Here is a 17,080-nt window from a genome sequence, read left to right as displayed (position 1 = left end):
CAGAGGTGGGGCGGTGTCGCAGTGCGGGGTGTCAGCCGCATGGATGCGGCTGACAAGCCCCCATGGACGGGTTCACGGCGTCCCCGCGCTGCGACACCGCCCCGCCATACCACGGAATGCCTGCTTTTGCCGTTGCTGTTGCCTTGGCTTGAAGCCTCTGCAGGTGCAGGGCGCAGCCCTGCCGAACCACCCTCACTCCGCGACGTGCTCGACCTGCCGTGGCTCCGGCTTGGTATCCGGCAGCTGCCAGAAGATCATCGTCGAGGTCAGGGTGATCGCGCCCACACAAAGGAACGTGGCATGCAGCGCGGCGGTCGCGCTGTTGCTGTCCAGGTGGTTGCCGAACGCGGCCAGCAGGCTGCCGGCCGCCGCAGCACCGAAACCGGCGGCGAGCATCATCACCATCGACAGCAGGCTGTTGCCGGAACTGGCGAACTCGCGGTCCAGGTCGCGCAGGGTTACGGTGTTCATCACGGTGAACTGCAGCGAATTGACCGCACCGAAGAACGCCAGCTGCAGCAGGCGCCAGGCCAGGTGCTGGCCCGGTGTCATCAGGATGAAGCTGGCCATCGCCAGGCCCACCAGCACGGTGTTGACCATCAGTACGCGGCGGTAGCCGTAGCGCTCGACCAGCTTTACCGCCAGCTTCTTCGACACCATGCCGGCCGCCGCCACCGGCACCATCATCAGGCCGGCGTTCATCGGGCCCAGGCCCAGGCCGACCTGCAACAGCAACGGGATCAGCATCGGCATGGCGCTGCTGCCGATGCGCGAGAACAGGTTGCCGAGGATGCCGATGCGGTAGCTGGGCACGCGGAACAGCGCCAGCGAGAACAACGGCGCGGTGGAGTTGGCGGCGTGCAGCCAGTAACCCACCAGCGCGGCCAGGCCGGCCACGGTCATCAGCATCACCAGCGCGTGTGGCGTGCCGAGTCCGGAGATGCCGTCCAGCGCCAGCGACAGCACCACCATCGCGAAGGCCAGCATGACGTAGCCGCGCAGGTCGAAGCGGGTGCGATGGCTGGCGTAGTGGTCGGGCATGATCTTCATCGCGGCGATGAAACCGATCACGCCGATCGGCAGGTTGATCAGGAACACCCAGTGCCATGAGGCGATCTCGACCAGCCAGCCGCCCAGCGTGGGGCCGATCAGCGGGCCAACCAGCGCGGGGATGGCGATGAAGCTCATCGCGCGCAGGAAATCCTCGCGTGGCACCGAGCGCATCACTGCCAGCCGGCCGACCGGCAGCAGCATCGCACCGCCGATGCCCTGCAGCACGCGCGCACCGACCAGCTGGTGCAGGTGCTGGGCCAACGCGCAGGCCAGCGAGCCGAGGGTGAACAGGATGATCGCCACCAAGAAGGTGCGCCGGGTGCCATAGCGGTCGGCAATCCAGCCCGAGGCGGGAATGAAGGTGGCCACCGCCAGCGCATAGCTGAACACCACCGACTGCATCTGCAGCGGGCTCTCGCCCAGGCTGGCCGCCATCGCCGGCAACGCCGTGTTGACGATGGTCGAGTCCAGCATCTGCATGAAGATCGCCAGGGACACCAGCCACAGCAGGGGACGCTGGCGGTTGTAGGTCGATGGCGATGTGGACATGGGGTGCGGCCGGTGCAGCGTGGGGGTCGCCATGATCGCGCACTGCGGGTCACGGCGCGATCAAGGTCGCGCCGTACCTGCATGCGGAATGCTCAGCGTTGGCTGTGCGCGTGCACTGCGTCGACCAGCACCTGTACATGCGCCGGGTCCATGTCCGGCGACATGCCATGGCCGAGGTTGAACACATGGCCCTCGCGCGAACCACCATTGCCAGCGGCATAAGTGTCGAGCACGCGCGCGGCAGCGGCGGCGATCGCATCCGGCGAGGCGTACAGCGTGGTCGGGTCGAGGTTGCCCTGCAGGGCGACGCGGCCGCCGGTGCGGCGCATGGCCTCATCCAGGTCCAGGGTCCAGTCCAGGCCCAGCGCGTCGGCGCCAGTCTGCGACAGTGCTTCCAGGTGCAGGCCGGTGCCCTTGCCGAACAGGATCAGCGGCGTGCGTTCGCTGCCTTGGCCACGGTCCAAGCCTTCGGCGATGCGCTGCAGGTAGCGCAGCGAGAACTCGCGGTACATCGACGGCGACAGCACGCCACCCCAGGTGTCGAACACCTGCAGCGCCTGCGCACCGGCCGCGCGCTGCGCGCCAAGGTAGGCGATCACGGCGTCGGTGGTGACCTCCAGCAGGCGGTGCAGGGCCTGCGGGTGGTTCAGTGCCATGGCCTTGATGCGCGCAAAGTCCTTGCTGCCACCGCCTTCCACCATGTAGCAGGCCAGTGTCCACGGGCTGCCGGAGAAGCCGATCAGCGGCACCTGGCCGTCCAGTTCGCGGCGGATCAGCCGTACCGCATCCATCACGTAGCCCAGGTCCTGTTCCATGTCCGGCACCGCCAGCCGGGCGATGGCGGCTTCGTCACGCACCGGGTGCCGGAACTTCGGGCCTTCGCCTTCGACGAAGTACAGCTCCAGGCCCATCGCATCGGGAATGGTGAGGATGTCCGAGAACAGGATGGCCGCATCCAGCGGGAAGCGGCGCAGCGGCTGCAGGGTGACTTCGCAGGCAATCTCCGGGGTCTTGGCCATGGCCAGGAAGCTGCCGGCCTTGGCCCGGGTCGCGCGGTACTCCGGCAGGTAGCGGCCGGCCTGGCGCATCAGCCAGACAGGGGTGCAGTCCACCGGTTCGCGGCGCAGGGCGCGCAGCAGGCGATCGTTGCGGAGAGGGCTGGTCACGATGGGCATTCCTTGGACGAAAGTTGGCAGCGGCGTCAGTCGCCGTGCGAGAGGATCTGGAAACCGCGATGCAGTTCGGCATCGCGGGCCTTCTCGAAGGCATGGCGGGCTTCGTCGGCCTGCAGGAACAGCTCGCGCCGCAGCTGCGAGCGGCCACCGACGCGACCGCTCTCGCGCAACAGTTCCCAGCCGCCGAACAGGTCCGGCTGCAGGCTCAGGCGCAGGAAGCGCGGTGCCTGCGCGCCGGCGTCGGGATGTTGCAGGTAGACGTGCATGCCGACGATTGTAGCGGGGCCAGAGTGACCCCGGCCGCAACGCGGCCGTGCCGGCCGCTGGCCGGCAATCCTGCCGCGCAGCCCGGTCGTGCCGGCTGCTGGCTGGCAATCCTCCCGCGCATCCCGGCAGAGCCGGCCGCTGGCCGGCAACCTCATGAGCGGACAAGCCGGCCAGCGGCCGGCTCTACCGGCCCGACAGCACCTTCAGCACCGCCGCCTCATCCACGTCCGGCACCACTTCGGCACGCCCCATGCCGCGCCACAGCACCAGGCGCAGGCGGCCGGCCACGTTCTTCTTGTCCAGGCGCATGCGGCCGAGCAGGGCCTGCGGGTCGAGTCCGGCCGGGATTGCCACCGGCAGGCCCAGGCGTTCCAGCAGTGCCTGCAGGCGCGCGCGGTCGGCATCGTCGGCCAGGCCCAGGTCGGTGGACAGCTTCGCCGCCAGCACCATGCCCACCGCCACCGCCTCGCCATGGTTCAGCGCATCGCGGCCGGGCGCGGAGTAGCCCTGCTCGGTTTCGATGGCATGGCCGAAGGTGTGGCCGAGGTTGAGCAGGGCACGCTCGCCCTTCTCGAATGGATCGCGCTCGACGATGGCGGCCTTGTGCCGGCAGCTGCGCGCGATGGCTTCGGCCAGCGTGGCATCCTCGCCGGCCAGCAGCGCATCGGCATGCTGCTGCAGCCATTCGAAGAACACGGCATCGCCCAGCGCGCCGTACTTCACCACTTCGGCCAGGCCGGCACGCAGCTCGCGCGCTGGCAGGCTGGCCAGCACGCGGGTATCGGCGATGACCGCGCGCGGTGGATGGAAGGCGCCGACCAGGTTCTTGCCGGCGGGAATGTCGACCGCGGTCTTGCCACCGACTGACGAATCGACCATCGCCAGCAGGGTGGTGGGCAGCTGCACGCAGTCCACGCCCCGCATCCAGCAGGCCGCGGCGAAGCCGGCGAGATCACCGACCACGCCGCCGCCCAGCGCGAACACGCAGGCATCGCGGGTGGCGCCGAGCGCAGCCAGCGCTTCGATCGCACGGCCGAATTCGGCCAGCGTCTTGGAGGCTTCGCCGGCGGCCAGCACGTGCTCGCCGACGATCAGGTCGGGGCGTGCGGCCAACAGCGTCTGCTTGGCCGACGCCAGATAGCGCGGAGCCACTTCGCTGTCGCTGAGCAGCAGCACATGGCGGCCGCGCACGTGTGAAACCAGTGCAGCGCCATCGGCCAGGGCACCGGCGCCGATGGTGATGGAGTAGGGGCGATCGCCGCCAACGGCGACCTGCAGCAAGGCGGGGGAAGTCATGTGGTCATGTCCTGGCGCTGCCATTGCGTGGCCAGCTTGACTACCAGTTGGGCAGTCGCGTCGGCAGCGGTATACGGGTCGGTATCGAGCGTGAGGTCGGCCAGTTCTCGGTACAGCGGGTCGCGCTGTGCGGCCAGATCATGCAGCACCTGCTCGCGGTCCGGGCGCTGCAGCAGCGGCCGGCCCTTGTCGCGGGCCAGGCGTTCCAGCTGCGCGGCCACGCCGACCCGCAGGTAGACCACGAAGCCGCGCCGGGCAATCAATGCGCGGTTGTCCGGATCCAGCACCGCTCCGCCGCCGGTGGAGACCAGTTGGCCTCGGCCTTCGAGCACGCGGGCCAAGGCCTGCCGCTCATGGCTGCGGAAGCCGGCTTCGCCGGCGTGCTCGAAAATGGTCGGGATGCTGGCGCCGGCGGCGTCGACGATGGCCTGGTCGACATCGATGAAGTCCAGCGTGAAGCGCTCGGCCAGGCGGCGGCCGATGCAGGTTTTGCCGGCGCCCATCGGGCCGATCAGGATCAGGTTCGGAGCAGGATTCATGCCCTCTGATGCTAACACCTCCGTGCCCCGGCCTTTACGTCCTTCACGTCAGGGTAGGCGTTCCTGCGGGGTTTCCCGCGCCAACCGGAGTACAGGCCATGACGGTCGCCAAGGTCATCGAAATCACCGCCTCCTCGCCGAAGAGCGTGGAGGACGCCGTGCGCAGCGGTCTGAAGAAGGTCTCCGAGACGGTCAAGGGCATCCAGGGCGCCTGGGTGAACGAGACCAAGGTGGTGACCAATGGCAGCGGCGAAATCACCGAATGGCGGGTCAACCTGCGGGTGACCTTCCTGGTGGAATAGGCGCGCTCAGCGCACGTCCTGCACCTGTCGCTGGCCGTCCAGCACCACCACGTGGTCGGCCAGGGCGGGCAGGGCATGCAGCGCCTGGCGGCTGACCCGCTCGTAGTACTGCACGAAGCGCTCCAGCTGTGGCCGGCTCATGCCGTGCCGGCCCGGCTGCGCGGCCTGCAGGTTCTGCTCCTGCTGCCAGCGCCAGCGTGGTACCACTGAAAAATCCGGCGGCTGCAGGAACCACAGGCGGTCGCAGCGCTGCCAGAGCGCGGGGTAGTCGCGGGCCAGCGCCTGGTTGCACCAGCGACGCCAGCGGCCGTCGGCGTCGGCTTCGCGCTCCAGTGCGTTCAACGGGCTGTCCAGCGCGGCGTCATCCTGCGCCGGCGTGCCCAGGAACCAGCCTTCGAACACCAGCAGGTCGAGGGGCTGCTCGATACGCGGCCATTGCGCTTCGTGCACGCGTTCGTCGGCCAGCTTGTCGAAGCGGGGCATCGCCAAAGGCTGGCGTGCGGTTACCGCGTCGAGCACCGCATGGGCCAGCGTCAGGTCGTGGGTGCCCGGCGGGCCGCGCGTGATCAGCAGCGGATGCACCTGGCGGGCCAGCCGCTGCCGCTGTGCGCGGGTCAGGTAGACATCATCGATGGACAGCGTGGCGGCGTTCAGGCCGCGCGACTGGGCGCGCGCCACCACCTGCGCGGCCAGCGTCGATTTGCCGCTCCCCTGCAGGCCGCTGATCGCCAATACTGGAACCGCTGCAGCGTTGCCCAGTGCATCATCCAGCACCTGTTCGGCCAATGTTTCGGGGAATCCTTTCACCTGGGGCATATACGCAGCAGCGGCCATGCAGCCACAATAGCCCAATCCGTGTGAGAAGAACGCAATCATGAGCGACCTGTACGCAGAAGCCCTGTCCACGTTTGCCGCCCTGTTCGAAGAGGCCAGGCAGAGCCGCGAGGTCGAGCCGAACGCGATGACGGTGGCCACCGCCGATACGCAGGGCCGTCCCTCGGCGCGCACCGTGCTGCTGAAGGCCTTCGACGAGCGCGGCTTCGTCTTCTATACCCACCTGGACAGCCACAAGGGCCGTGAGCTGCAGGCCAATCCGCAGGCCGCGCTGTTGTTCCTGTGGCGCAGCCTGCGCGAGGCCGGCATCCAGGTACGCATCGAGGGCCGTGTCGAGCAGGTCGCCGATGCTGAGGCCGACGCCTATTTCGCCAGCCGCCCGCGCATGAGCCAGATCGGCGCCTGGGCTTCGCAGCAGTCGAAGACGCTGGCAACGCGCGAGGAGTTCGACGCGCGTGTGGCCGAGGTCGAAGCGCGCTTCGAAGGCAAGGACGTGCCGCGCCCCGACGGCTGGAGCGGCCTGCGCGTGGTGCCTGACCGCATCGAGTTCTGGTACGGCGCGCAGTTCCGCCTGCACGAACGCTGGTGCTATGAAGCCGGCTCCGAAGGGCGCTGGAGCAAGCGCCTGCTGTACCCATAAGGCAACCCGATGCATCGCCTGCCGCAGTACCGCGTGGTGGTGTTCGTGCCGCCGGCAGCCCTGGACGCGGTGAAGCAGGGCATCCTCGCGGTGGATGCGCTCGTGGCCGGCGACTACGAGCACGGAATGTGGTGGTCGGCGCCGGGATTCGAGCAGTTCCGCCCACGCGCGGGGGCGTCGCCCGTGCAGGGTGAGGCGGGCCACACCGAAGTGGTCGACAGCGTGCGCCTGGAGTTCTGCCTGCCGCGCGATCCGCAGCGGCTGCAGCGCATCTTCGAACAGGGCATCGTGCCGCATCATCCGTGGCAGGTGCCGGTGGTGCAGGTGGAGGAAATCGAACTTCTGCTGGCCGACGCACGGCTGTTGTAGAGCCGTGCCATGCTCGGCTGCTGTTGCTCTGGCGCGTAAAGCAGTCGAGCATGGCGCGACTCTATAGGAGCGGATTGTCGCATTCAGACCCATCCGCTTCATCTGCGGGCAGGCAGCCAACCGGCACACTCCAACGGATGTCCTCGACTTCCGGAGTTGCCATGCTTCCCTGGCGTTGCCTGTTCGCCGTACCTCCCCCGCGTCGCGGCGTAGAAGCGCTCCTGCTGTTGCTCGCGCGCATCGTCGCCGGGGTGGTGTTCTGCGTGTCCGGCTGGAACAAGGTGTTCACCGAGGCGGGACGTGAGCGCATGGTGCATACGCTGGTCGATGCGGGTATTCCGTTGCCGGTATTCAGTGCGCCGGTACTCGGTGCGATCGAGTGGATTGCGGGTGGCCTGCTGGTGCTGGGCCTTTTGAGCCGCCCCTCGGCCCTGCTGCTGGCGGCGATCTGTGCGGTGGCGGCACTGACCGATGGCATCGCGCGCATTCCGGCAGGGCTTGGCGTGCTGGATTGGCTGAGCTGGTTCTTCTACCTGAGCGAAGTGCCGTTGGGCGTGCTGCTGTTGTGGATTGCCGCAGTGGGCAGTGGACGATTCGCCATCGAAGCGCGCTGACGACAGGCACCCTGTAGAGCCGAGCCCATGCTCGGCTGCTTACGCGGGAACATCAGCCGGGCATGGGCGCGGCTTTACAGGTCCTCCGCGCGCAGCCAGCGCCACAGCGTAGTGCGTGAGACGCCCAGCGCCTGCGCCATGCCCTCGCGGTCATTGCGGTGTTCCTGCAACAGTGCTTCCAGCTTAGCCCGCGGTGGGCGCCTGCCGTTGCTTTCGGCCGGCAACGCCGCGACACCTTCATGCACCAGCTCGGGTGCCAGCTGCAGCAGCCGCGCCGTATCGATCAGCCCTTCACCGGGCTGCCAGTGGATGCGCAGGCGATCGACCAGATTGCGCAGTTCGCGCACGTTTCCGGGCCACTGGGCTGCGCTCAGCACCGCCAGTGCATCCTCATCCAATGGCGCGTCGATGCCACGCAGCTGGCGGAAGAAGTGCTGTGCCAGCAGCGGGATGTCCGAACGCCTCGCCCGCAGCGAGGGCAGGGCAATCCGCAGCGCGGCCAGGCGGTAGTAGAGGTCGCGACGGAAACTACCGGTCGCCGCACGCTGCTCCAGCGACTGCAGGGTGGCGGCCACCACGCGCAGATCGACCGGCGTCGGTTCGGTGGCACCGACACGCAGCACCTCGCGTTCTTCCAGCACGCGCAGCAGGCGGGTCTGCAGCGGCAGGGGTAGTTCACCAATTTCATCCAGGAACAGCGTGCCGCCGTCTGCGGCCTCGACCAGGCCAACGCGGCCGCCACGACGTGCGCCGGTGAAGGCGCCATCGCTGTAGCCGAACAGCTCCGCTTCCAGCAGCGATTCGCTGATGGCGCCGCAGTTCAGCGCCACGAAGCGCCCGCGACGGCCGCTGGCGGCGTGCAGTTGGCGCGCGACCAGTTCCTTGCCGGTGCCGGTTTCGCCGCTGACCAGCACGGTGCTGTCATGTGGGGCATACAGCGCGATCTGCGCGCGCACCTGTGCCATGGCTTCGCTGTCGCCGAGCAGTTCAGGCGCGTCTGCACGCGCTGCAGGGCGTCGGCGCGGGGCGGCGTGGTTGCCACCGGAGCGGGCCAAGGCCTGGGTCAGCTCCAGTGCATGTTCGAACGCCTGCCGCACCGAGTCGGCCGAATAGAGCAGTACCCCAGGCAGGCCGGCCTGTTCGGCGTGGTCGATGGCCATGCCGGTACCGACGATCACCTCGATGCCATTGGCGCGCAGGTCGGCGATGCAGTCGCGCGCGTCCTCGCGGGTGACGAAGCGGCGATGCTCGATATCCAGGCCGAAACTCTGCTGGAAGTTGCTGAACACCGGCACGTCGCTGGCGTGGGTGACCAGGCCGATGCGGCTGGCTATGCGGCGGGCACGGGCCAGCGCTTCCATCAGGTCGAAGCCGTTGGCCTGGATCGGCACCAGTGGCAGCTCCAGCCGCCCGCGTAGCCAGGCGGCATTGGAGCCGCCGGCGATCACTACGTCGCAATGCTCACGGCGCAGGCGTTTGCCGATCACGTCCACGGCTTCCTCGAAGCCGAGGTTGATCTGCTCGATGCGCGCACGGCGGTCGAACTCGGGGATGACGTCGCCGAGCAGGCCGGTCAGGCGCGAAACGCTGACGGTCCAGATCACCGGACGGCCGGGGTCGGCATCGGCGTGGCGCAGCGGGGTGCGGGGCAGGTACATGACGGCAGCAATTGGTCGGAATGTTTCATGATACATCCGTTTCAATGTTTCATATGTTTCACTGTTGCGGGGTGGTCATGTCTGTGAAATCAACGGCTTGCAGCTTGGCACGGGGCTTGCGCCCTCTGTCCCGTACTTCAACCTGGATCGCCGCATGACCGCTTCCGCCCCTTTCTCCGCCGGTGCCCGCTTCCGTGAGGCGCTGGCTGCCGAATCGCCGTTGCAGGTGATCGGCGCGATCAACGCCAACCACGCCCTGCTGGCCAAGCGCGCCGGCTTCCGCGCCATCTACCTGTCTGGTGGCGGTGTTGCCGCCGGCTCGCTGGGCCTGCCGGACCTGGGCATCAACACCCTGGAAGACGTGCTGGTGGACGTGCGCCGCATCACCGATGTCTGCGACCTGCCGTTGATGGTCGACATCGACACCGGCTTCGGCCCGAGCGCGTTCAACATCGCGCGCACCGTGAAGTCGCTGATCAAGGCAGGCGCGGCCGCCTGCCACATCGAAGACCAGGTTGGCGCCAAGCGCTGCGGTCACCGTCCGGGCAAGGAAATCGTCTCGCAGGGCGAAATGGTGGACCGTGTGAAGGCCGCTGCCGATGCCAAGACCGACCCGGACTTCTTCCTGATCGCGCGTACCGATGCCATCCAGGTGGACGGCGTGGACAAGGCGATCGAACGCGCCATCGCCTGCGTCGAGGCCGGTGCCGACGGCATCTTCGCCGAGGCCGCCTACGATCTGGACACCTATCGCCGCTTCGTGGACGCGGTGAAGGTGCCGGTGCTGGCCAACATCACCGAATTCGGTGCCACCCCGCTGTTCAGCCGCGATGAACTGGCCTCGGCCGACGTCGCCATCCAGCTGTTCCCGCTGTCGGCGTTCCGCGCGGCCAACAAGGCGGCCGAGAACGTGTACCAGGCGGTGCGCCGCGATGGCCATCAGCGCAACGTGGTGGAGACCATGCAGACCCGCGAAGAGCTGTACGACCGCATCGGCTATCACGCCTTCGAGCAGCAGCTCGATGCGCTGTTCGCCGCCAAGAAATAAGCAGTACCCTGCACCATCAAGTTTCGGAGGGAAACATGAACGATACGACCGCAACCCCCACCTTCAAGCCGAAGAAGTCCGTCGCCCTGTCCGGCACCGCTGCCGGCAACACCGCGCTGTGCAGCGTGGGCCGCAGCGGCAACGACCTGCACTACCGTGGCTATGACATCCTGGACCTGGCCAACACCAGCGAATTCGAGGAGATCGCCTACCTGCTGGTGCACGGCAAGCTGCCGACCCGCGCCGAGCTGGTTTCTTACAAGGCCAAGCTGAAGTCGCTGCGTGGCATCCCGGCGGCGGTGAAGGCCGCGCTGGAAGAACTGCCGCCGTCGGCACACCCGATGGACGTGATGCGCACTGGTGTCTCCGTGCTCGGCTGCGTGGCGCCGGAGAAGGACGACCACAACCACCCGGGCGCGCGCGACATTGCCGACAAGCTGATGGCCTGCCTCGGCTCGATGCTGCTGTACTGGTACCACTGGAGCCACAACGGCCGTGCCATCGACGTGGAGACCGACGATGACTCGATCGGTGGCCACTTCCTGCACCTGCTGCACGGCGAGAAGCCGCAGGACTCGTGGGTGAAGGCGATGCACACCTCGCTGATCCTGTACGCAGAACACGAGTTCAACGCCTCGACCTTCACCTGTCGTGTCATCGCCGGCACCGGCAGCGACATGTACAGCGCGATCTGCGGTGGCATCGGCGCACTGCGTGGCCCGAAGCACGGCGGCGCCAATGAAGTGGCGTTCGAAGTGCAGAAGCGCTACGACAATCCGGATGAGGCCGAGGAAGACATCAAGGCCCGCGTCGAGCGCAAGGAAGTGGTGATCGGCTTCGGCCACCCGGTCTATACCGTGTCCGATCCGCGCAACAAGGTGATCAAGGACGTGGCCCGCGAGCTGTCCGAAGAGCAGTCGAGCATGAAGATGTACGACATCGCCGAGCGCCTGGAATCGGTGATGTGGGACATCAAGAAGATGTTCCCGAACCTGGACTGGTTCAGTGCGGTCAGCTACCACATGATGGGCGTGCCGACCGCGATGTTCACTCCGTTGTTCGTGATCGCCCGCACCGCCGGCTGGAGCGCGCACATCATCGAGCAGCGCATCGACGGCAAGATCATCCGCCCGAGCGCCAATTACATCGGTCCGGAAGACCGCGACTTCGTCGCCATCGACAAGCGCGTCTGATCCACCTGCTGTACTCATCCGGCCGGCCGCGTGCCGGCCGGATGCTTTCGCCGCCGCACCGCCGGCACCCGGCCCGCCCCAAGCATTCCGCCAGCCCATGAATACCGATTACCGCAAGAACCTCCCCGGCAGCGCGCTGGACTATTTCGACGCGCGCGCCGCCGTCGATGCGATCCAGCCCGGCGCCTATGCCACTCTGCCGTACACCTCGCGCGTGCTGGCCGAGAACCTGGTGCGCCGCTGCGATCCGGCCACGCTCGGCGATTCGCTGAAGCAGCTGATCGAGCGCCGTCGCGACCTCGACTTCCCGTGGTTCCCGGCACGCGTGGTGTGCCACGACATCCTCGGCCAGACTGCTCTGGTGGACCTGGCCGGCCTGCGTGATGCGATTGCCGACAAGGGCGGTGACCCGGCCAAGGTCAATCCGGTGGTGCCGGTGCAGTTGATCGTCGATCACTCGCTGGCGGTGGAATGCGGTGGCTACGATCCGCAGGCCTTCGAGAAGAACCGCGCCATCGAGGATCGCCGCAACGAAGACCGTTTCCACTTCATCGACTGGACCAAGCAGGCGTTCCAGAACGTGGACGTGATTCCGCCGGGCAACGGCATCATGCACCAGATCAACCTGGAGAAGATGTCGCCGGTGATCTACGTGCAGGACGGCGTGGCCTTCCCCGACACCTGCGTGGGCACCGACAGCCACACCCCGCACGTGGATGCGCTGGGTGTGATCGCCATTGGTGTGGGCGGCCTGGAAGCGGAGAACGTGATGCTCGGTCGTGCCTCGTGGATGCGGCTGCCGGACATCATCGGCGTCGAGCTGACCGGCAGGCCGCAGCCGGGCATCACCGCCACCGACGTGGTGCTGGCGCTGACCGAATTCCTGCGCAGGGAGCGCGTGGTCGGCGCGTACCTTGAATTCTTCGGCGAGGGGGCGGCGGCACTGACCATCGGTGACCGCGCCACCATCTCCAACATGTGCCCCGAATACGGCGCGACCGCCGCGATGTTCTACATCGACGGGCAGACCATCGATTACCTGCGCCTGACCGGCCGCGAGGAATCGCAGGTGGCGCTGGTGGAGAACTACGCCCGCACCACTGGCCTGTGGGCTGACGACCTGGCCACCGCGCAGTACGAGCGCGTGCTGCGCTTCGACCTGTCCAGCGTAGTGCGCAACATGGCCGGCCCGTCCAACCCGCACAAGCGCGTGGCGACCGCCGAGCTGGCCGAGCGCGGCATCGCCGACGAGGCCAAGCTGGCAGCGGGCAAGGCCGAGCAGGCGCAGGGCCTGATGCCCGATGGCGCGGTGATCATCGCCGCCATCACCAGCTGCACCAACACCTCCAACCCGCGCAACGTGATCGCCGCAGCACTGTTGGCGCGCAAGGCCAACGAACGTGGCCTGCTGCGCAAGCCGTGGGTGAAGTCCTCGTTGGCGCCCGGCTCGAAGGCGGTGCAGCTGTACCTGGAAGAGTCCGGCCTGCTGCCTGACCTGGAGCAGCTCGGTTTCGGCATCGTCGCCTTCGCCTGCACGACCTGCAACGGCATGAGCGGTGCGCTGGACCCGAAGATCCAGCAGGAAATCATCGACCGTGACCTGTACGCCACGGCCGTGCTGTCGGGCAACCGCAATTTCGATGGCCGCATCCACCCGTACGCCAAGCAGGCCTTCCTGGCCTCGCCGCCGCTGGTGATCGCCTATGCCATCGCCGGCACCGTTCGCTTTGATATCGAGAAGGACGTGCTGGGCGTGGACGCCGATGGCAACGAGGTGCGCCTGAAGGATATCTGGCCGAGCGATGCCGAGATCGACGCGGTGGTGAAGGCCTCGGTGAAGCCCGAGCAGTTCCGCAAGGTCTACAACCCGATGTTCAACGTGCGCGTGGAGAACGGTGCCGCAGTCAGCCCGCTGTACGACTGGCGCCCGCAGAGCACCTACATCCGCCGCCCGCCCTACTGGGAGGGTGCACTGGCCGGTGAGCGCACACTGGCAGGCATGCGGGCGCTGGCGGTGCTGCCGGACAACATCACCACCGATCACCTGTCACCGTCCAACGCGATCCTGGCGTCCAGTGCCGCCGGCGAATACCTGGCGAAGATGGGCCTGCCGGAAGAGGACTTCAATTCCTACGCTACCCACCGCGGTGACCACCTGACCGCACAGCGCGCCACCTTCGCCAACCCGAAGCTGTTCAACGAAATGGTGCGCAACGACGATGGCAGCGTGAAGCAGGGTTCGCTGGCGCGCGTGGAGCCGGAAGGCAAGGTGATGCGCATGTGGGAAGCGATCGAGACCTACATGGAGCGCAAGCAGCCGCTGATCATCATCGCCGGTGCCGACTACGGCCAGGGCAGCTCGCGTGACTGGGCCGCCAAGGGCGTGCGTCTGGCAGGTGTGGAAGCGATCGTGGCCGAAGGCTTTGAACGCATCCACCGCACCAACCTGATCGGCATGGGTGTGCTGCCGCTGGAGTTCAAGCCGGGCACCACCCGCCTGACCCTGGGCATCGACGGCACCGAGACCTTCGACGTGATCGGCGAGCGCACCCCGCGCGCCGACCTGACGCTGGTCATCCACCGCCGCGACGGCCAGGACGTGATCGTGCCAGTGACCTGCCGCCTGGACAGCGACGAGGAAGTGGCGATCTACGAGGCGGGTGGCGTGCTGCAGCGCTTTGCCCAGGATTTCCTGGAAGGCGCCAAGGTGGCGTAAGACATCCGACGGCCCGGCAACGGGCCGTCTTTCTTTGCAAGGAACACATCCATGACCTTCCTCCCGCAACTCCGTATTCCCGCCACCTACATGCGTGGCGGCACCAGCAAGGGCGTGTTCTTCCGCCTGCACGACCTGCCCGAAGCCGCGCAGGTGCCGGGTGCCGCGCGCGATGCGCTGCTGATGCGCGTGATCGGCTCGCCCGATCCGTATGGCAAGCAGACCGATGGCATGGGCGGCGCCACCTCCAGCACCAGCAAGTGCGTGATCATCTCCACCGCCTCGGTGCCGGACCACGACGTGGACTATCTGTACGGCCAGGTCTCGATCGACACCGCCTTCGTCGACTGGAGCGGCAACTGCGGCAACCTCAGCACCGCGGTCGGCCCGTTCGCGATTGCCAATGGCCTGATCGATCCCGCCCGCGTGCCGCGCGATGGCCTGTGCACCGTACGCATCTGGCAGGCCAACATCGGCAAGACCATCATCGCCCACGTGCCGATGCGCGATGGCGAAGTGCAGGAGACCGGCGATTTCGAGCTGGATGGCGTGACCTTCCCGGCGGCCGAGATCCAGCTGGAATTCATCGATCCTTCCGATGACGGCGATGCGGGCGCGATGTTCCCGACCGGCAATCTCGTCGATACCCTGGAGGTGCCCGGCGTGGGCAGCTTCGAGGTGACCATGATCACGGCCGGCATTCCGACCATCTTCCTCAATGCGGCCGACCTGGGCTACACCGGCACCGAGCTGCAGCCTGCAATCAACGAAGACAAGGCGGCGCTGCAGAAATTCGAGGCCATTCGTGCTTACGGCGCGCTGCGCATGGGCCTGATCCCGAAACTGGAAGACGCCGCGACCCGCCAGCACACGCCGAAGGTGGCGTTCGTTGCACCGGCTCAGGACTACGTGTCGTCCAGTGGCAAGGCGATTCCGGCGTCGGCCATCGACCTGCATGCGCGCGCGTTGTCGATGGGCAAGCTGCATCACGCGATGATGGGTACTGCCGCCGTAGCGATCGGTACCGCCGCGGCGATTCCGGGCACGCTGGTCAATCGCGCCGCCGGTGGCGGCGAACGCGAAGCGGTTACGTTCGGTCATCCCTCGGGCACGTTGCGCGTGGGTGCGCAGGCAGGTCTCGTTGACGGCCAGTGGACAGTGACCAAGGCCATCATGAGCCGCAGCGCCCGCGTATTGATGGAAGGCAAGGTGCGGGTGCCGGCCGAGTGATGCGTTGGTAAACGCCAACCAAGGTTGGCGACTACCGGGCCGCAGAGATCGATTGCTTTGGTAGATGCCAACCTTGGTTGGCATGGTGCACGGGCAACCGTGCACCGCAACGAGGAGATCGACGATGTCCGACAGCCACACCCCATCCAACGAGCGTGCAGCGTGGGATGCGCTGCTGGTGGACATCGTCGATTACGTACGCGACGCCCGCATCGACTCGCCGCTGGCCTTCCAGGCCGCGCACTACTGCCTGCTCGACACGCTGGGCTGCGGCCTGGAAGCGCTGGCATTCCCGGCCTGCAGCAAGCTGCTCGGTCCACTGGTGCCGGGCATCAGCGTGGTCAACGGCGCGCGCGTGCCGGGCACGCACTACGTGCTGGACCCGGTGCAGGCCGCCTTCAACCTCGGCGCAATGGTGCGCTGGCTGGATTTCAACGACACCTGGCTGGCTGCCGAGTGGGGCCATCCTTCCGACAATCTCGGCGGCATCCTGGCTGTTTGCGACTGGCTGGGGCGCAACGCGCAGGCCCTGCGTCGTCCGCCGCCGACCGTGCACGACGTGCTGCTTGCGATGATCAAGGCGCACGAGATCCAGGGCGTGCTGGCGCTGCAGAATTCCTTCAACCGCGTCGGGCTGGACCATGTGGTGCTGGTCAAGGTGGCCACCACCGCGGTGGTCTCGCAGCTGCTCGGGCTGGATCGCGAACGCATGCTCAATGCGCTGTCGCTGGCCTGGGTCGATGGCCAAGCGCTGCGCACCTACCGGCACGCTCCCAACACCGGCTCGCGCAAGAGCTGGGCGGCCGGCGATGCGACCAGCCGTGGCGTGCGCCTGGCGCTCATGGCGGCCAATGGCGAGATGGGCTATCCCAGTGTGTTGAGCGCGCCGACCTGGGGTTTTGAAGCGGTATCGATGCATGGCGAGGCGCTGACGCTGGCGCGACCGCTGGGCAGCTACGTGATGGAGAACGTGCTGTTCAAGATCAGCTACCCGGCCGAGTTCCATGGCCAGACCGCAGTGGAGGCGGCGATCACGCTGCACCAGCAGTTGCGTGCGAAGGGGCGTCGGGTCGAGGACATCGCGCATATTGCGATCAGGACCCAGGAAGCCTGCATCCGCATCATCGACAAGCAGGGCCCACTGCATAACCCGGCCGACCGCGACCACTGCGTGCAGTACATGGTCGCCATCGCGCTGCTGCACGGGCGGTTGACGGCCGAGGATTACGAGGACGACGTTGCCGCCGACCCGCGCATCGACGCACTGCGCGCGAAGATGGCCTGTCATGAGGATCCGCAGCTCAGCGCCGATTACCTGGACCCTGAGAAGCGCAGCATCGCCAACGGCCTGAGCGTGCGCTTCACCGATGGCACCGCGCTGCCGGAGGTGCTGGTGGAGTACCCGCTGGGCCACGCGCGCCGTCGCGAGGAAGGCATTCCGCTGCTGATGGACAAGTTCCGCCGGCACCTGGCCCACCGCTTCCCGACAGTCCAGCAGCAGCGCATCTGGGCCGCTTCGCTGGACCCGGTGGCGCTGGCCGCGATGCCGGTGACCGACTACGTGGACCTGTACCTGCCGGGGTAGTTTGATCGGTAG

General features: G+C 67.3%; 16 protein-coding genes. 9 read left to right on the top strand and 7 right to left on the bottom strand.

All coding sequences use genetic code 11. The annotated features are described in order from the left end of the window. Positions 1–192: 192 nt before the first annotated feature. From mdtD to AC5P8C_RS19290, 5 genes are all read right to left on the bottom strand, one after another. Entirely contained in the window at positions 193–1,602 is a 1,410-nt protein-coding gene (gene mdtD, locus AC5P8C_RS19310; RefSeq protein WP_026347030.1) for a multidrug transporter subunit MdtD, read from the bottom strand. A 92-nt stretch (positions 1,603–1,694) separates the two neighbouring features. After that, complete coding sequence (gene hemE, locus AC5P8C_RS19305) at positions 1,695–2,777, bottom strand: uroporphyrinogen decarboxylase (protein WP_019660054.1); 1,083 nt, start codon at positions 2,775–2,777, stop codon at positions 1,695–1,697. A 26-nt stretch (positions 2,778–2,803) separates the two neighbouring features. Beyond that, entirely contained in the window at positions 2,804–3,043 is a 240-nt protein-coding gene (locus AC5P8C_RS19300; RefSeq protein ID WP_019660053.1) for a WGR domain-containing protein, read from the bottom strand. A 184-nt stretch (positions 3,044–3,227) separates the two neighbouring features. Further along, entirely contained in the window at positions 3,228–4,340 is a 1,113-nt protein-coding gene (aroB, locus tag AC5P8C_RS19295; protein WP_019660052.1) for a 3-dehydroquinate synthase, read from the bottom strand. Then, positions 4,337–4,879 carry a shikimate kinase gene (locus AC5P8C_RS19290; protein WP_019660051.1) on the bottom strand — a complete coding sequence of 181 codons (543 nt, stop codon included), beginning with the start codon at positions 4,877–4,879 and terminating at the stop codon, positions 4,337–4,339. The genes aroB and AC5P8C_RS19290 overlap by 4 nt, the downstream gene beginning before the upstream one ends. A 98-nt stretch (positions 4,880–4,977) precedes the next feature. Here AC5P8C_RS19290 and AC5P8C_RS19285 point away from each other — a divergent pair, with 98 nt between their 5' ends. Continuing rightward, on the top strand, positions 4,978–5,181 hold the full coding sequence (locus AC5P8C_RS19285; protein ID WP_005410663.1) for a dodecin family protein: 204 nt from the start codon (positions 4,978–4,980) through the stop codon (positions 5,179–5,181). Between the two features lie 6 nt (positions 5,182–5,187). Here the strand turns inward: AC5P8C_RS19285 and AC5P8C_RS19280 are convergent, their stop codons facing one another. Next, on the bottom strand, positions 5,188–6,015 hold the full coding sequence (locus AC5P8C_RS19280; RefSeq protein ID WP_019660050.1) for a D-glycerate 3-kinase: 828 nt from the start codon (positions 6,013–6,015) through the stop codon (positions 5,188–5,190). A gap of 40 nt (positions 6,016–6,055) precedes the next feature. On the opposite strand from AC5P8C_RS19280, the gene pdxH reads away from it, so the two are divergent. The 3 genes from pdxH (at position 6,056) to AC5P8C_RS19265 (ending at position 7,638) form a co-directional block, all read left to right on the top strand. Beyond that, positions 6,056–6,655, top strand: a complete 600-nt coding sequence (gene pdxH / locus AC5P8C_RS19275) for a pyridoxamine 5'-phosphate oxidase (RefSeq protein WP_233653860.1) — start codon at positions 6,056–6,058, stop codon at positions 6,653–6,655. Between the two features lie 9 nt (positions 6,656–6,664). Beyond that, positions 6,665–7,024, top strand: coding sequence for a YqfO family protein (locus AC5P8C_RS19270; protein ID WP_197597550.1), 360 nt, complete (start codon positions 6,665–6,667; stop codon positions 7,022–7,024). A 161-nt stretch (positions 7,025–7,185) separates the two neighbouring features. After that, positions 7,186–7,638 carry a DoxX family protein gene (locus tag AC5P8C_RS19265; RefSeq protein WP_495219252.1) on the top strand — a complete coding sequence of 151 codons (453 nt, stop codon included), beginning with the start codon at positions 7,186–7,188 and terminating at the stop codon, positions 7,636–7,638. Positions 7,639–7,712: 74 nt separating this feature from the next. On the opposite strand, the gene prpR is transcribed toward AC5P8C_RS19265, so the two are convergent. Next, positions 7,713–9,296: a propionate catabolism operon regulatory protein PrpR gene (prpR, locus tag AC5P8C_RS19260; RefSeq protein WP_019660046.1), complete on the bottom strand. Its 1,584-nt coding sequence runs from the start codon at positions 9,294–9,296 to the stop codon at positions 7,713–7,715. A gap of 154 nt (positions 9,297–9,450) precedes the next feature. Here prpR and prpB point away from each other — a divergent pair, with 154 nt between their 5' ends. The 5 genes from prpB (at position 9,451) to AC5P8C_RS19235 (ending at position 17,068) form a co-directional block, all read left to right on the top strand. Then, positions 9,451–10,344, top strand: coding sequence for a methylisocitrate lyase (gene prpB, locus AC5P8C_RS19255; RefSeq protein WP_032955252.1), 894 nt, complete (start codon positions 9,451–9,453; stop codon positions 10,342–10,344). 35 nt (positions 10,345–10,379) lie between these two features. Continuing rightward, complete coding sequence (prpC, locus tag AC5P8C_RS19250; RefSeq protein ID WP_005418357.1) at positions 10,380–11,537, top strand: bifunctional 2-methylcitrate synthase/citrate synthase; 1,158 nt, start codon at positions 10,380–10,382, stop codon at positions 11,535–11,537. A gap of 97 nt (positions 11,538–11,634) precedes the next feature. Then, the gene (gene acnD / locus AC5P8C_RS19245) at positions 11,635–14,253 is read left to right on the top strand and encodes a Fe/S-dependent 2-methylisocitrate dehydratase AcnD (protein WP_019660044.1); all 2,619 of its coding nucleotides are present in this window, start codon (positions 11,635–11,637) and stop codon (positions 14,251–14,253) included. 51 nt (positions 14,254–14,304) lie between these two features. After that, the gene (prpF, locus tag AC5P8C_RS19240; RefSeq protein WP_019660043.1) at positions 14,305–15,483 is read left to right on the top strand and encodes a 2-methylaconitate cis-trans isomerase PrpF; all 1,179 of its coding nucleotides are present in this window, start codon (positions 14,305–14,307) and stop codon (positions 15,481–15,483) included. Between the two features lie 124 nt (positions 15,484–15,607). Then, the gene (locus AC5P8C_RS19235) at positions 15,608–17,068 is read left to right on the top strand and encodes a bifunctional 2-methylcitrate dehydratase/aconitate hydratase (protein WP_019660042.1); all 1,461 of its coding nucleotides are present in this window, start codon (positions 15,608–15,610) and stop codon (positions 17,066–17,068) included. Positions 17,069–17,080: the final 12 nt, after the last annotated feature.

It is taken from the genome of Stenotrophomonas sp. YJH_SMC_46 (assembly GCF_059370315.1).
The sequence above is the reverse complement of the archived record's forward strand: the minus strand, read 5'-3'. Positions and strand labels throughout refer to the sequence as shown.

Coding starts and splice junctions, on each gene's coding strand:
- mdtD (WP_026347030.1), bottom strand. CDS start 1,602: ATGTCCACATCGCCATCGACCTACAACCGCCAGCGTCCCCTGCTGTGG.
- hemE (WP_019660054.1), bottom strand. CDS start 2,777: ATGCCCATCGTGACCAGCCCTCTCCGCAACGATCGCCTGCTGCGCGCC.
- AC5P8C_RS19300 (WP_019660053.1), bottom strand. CDS start 3,043: ATGCACGTCTACCTGCAACATCCCGACGCCGGCGCGCAGGCACCGCGC.
- aroB (WP_019660052.1), bottom strand. CDS start 4,340: ATGACTTCCCCCGCCTTGCTGCAGGTCGCCGTTGGCGGCGATCGCCCC.
- AC5P8C_RS19290 (WP_019660051.1), bottom strand. CDS start 4,879: ATGAATCCTGCTCCGAACCTGATCCTGATCGGCCCGATGGGCGCCGGC.
- AC5P8C_RS19285 (WP_005410663.1), top strand. CDS start 4,978: ATGACGGTCGCCAAGGTCATCGAAATCACCGCCTCCTCGCCGAAGAGC.
- AC5P8C_RS19280 (WP_019660050.1), bottom strand. CDS start 6,015: ATGGCCGCTGCTGCGTATATGCCCCAGGTGAAAGGATTCCCCGAAACA.
- pdxH (WP_233653860.1), top strand. CDS start 6,056: ATGAGCGACCTGTACGCAGAAGCCCTGTCCACGTTTGCCGCCCTGTTC.
- AC5P8C_RS19270 (WP_197597550.1), top strand. CDS start 6,665: ATGCATCGCCTGCCGCAGTACCGCGTGGTGGTGTTCGTGCCGCCGGCA.
- AC5P8C_RS19265 (WP_495219252.1), top strand. CDS start 7,186: ATGCTTCCCTGGCGTTGCCTGTTCGCCGTACCTCCCCCGCGTCGCGGC.
- prpR (WP_019660046.1), bottom strand. CDS start 9,296: ATGTACCTGCCCCGCACCCCGCTGCGCCACGCCGATGCCGACCCCGGC.
- prpB (WP_032955252.1), top strand. CDS start 9,451: ATGACCGCTTCCGCCCCTTTCTCCGCCGGTGCCCGCTTCCGTGAGGCG.
- prpC (WP_005418357.1), top strand. CDS start 10,380: ATGAACGATACGACCGCAACCCCCACCTTCAAGCCGAAGAAGTCCGTC.
- acnD (WP_019660044.1), top strand. CDS start 11,635: ATGAATACCGATTACCGCAAGAACCTCCCCGGCAGCGCGCTGGACTAT.
- prpF (WP_019660043.1), top strand. CDS start 14,305: ATGACCTTCCTCCCGCAACTCCGTATTCCCGCCACCTACATGCGTGGC.
- AC5P8C_RS19235 (WP_019660042.1), top strand. CDS start 15,608: ATGTCCGACAGCCACACCCCATCCAACGAGCGTGCAGCGTGGGATGCG.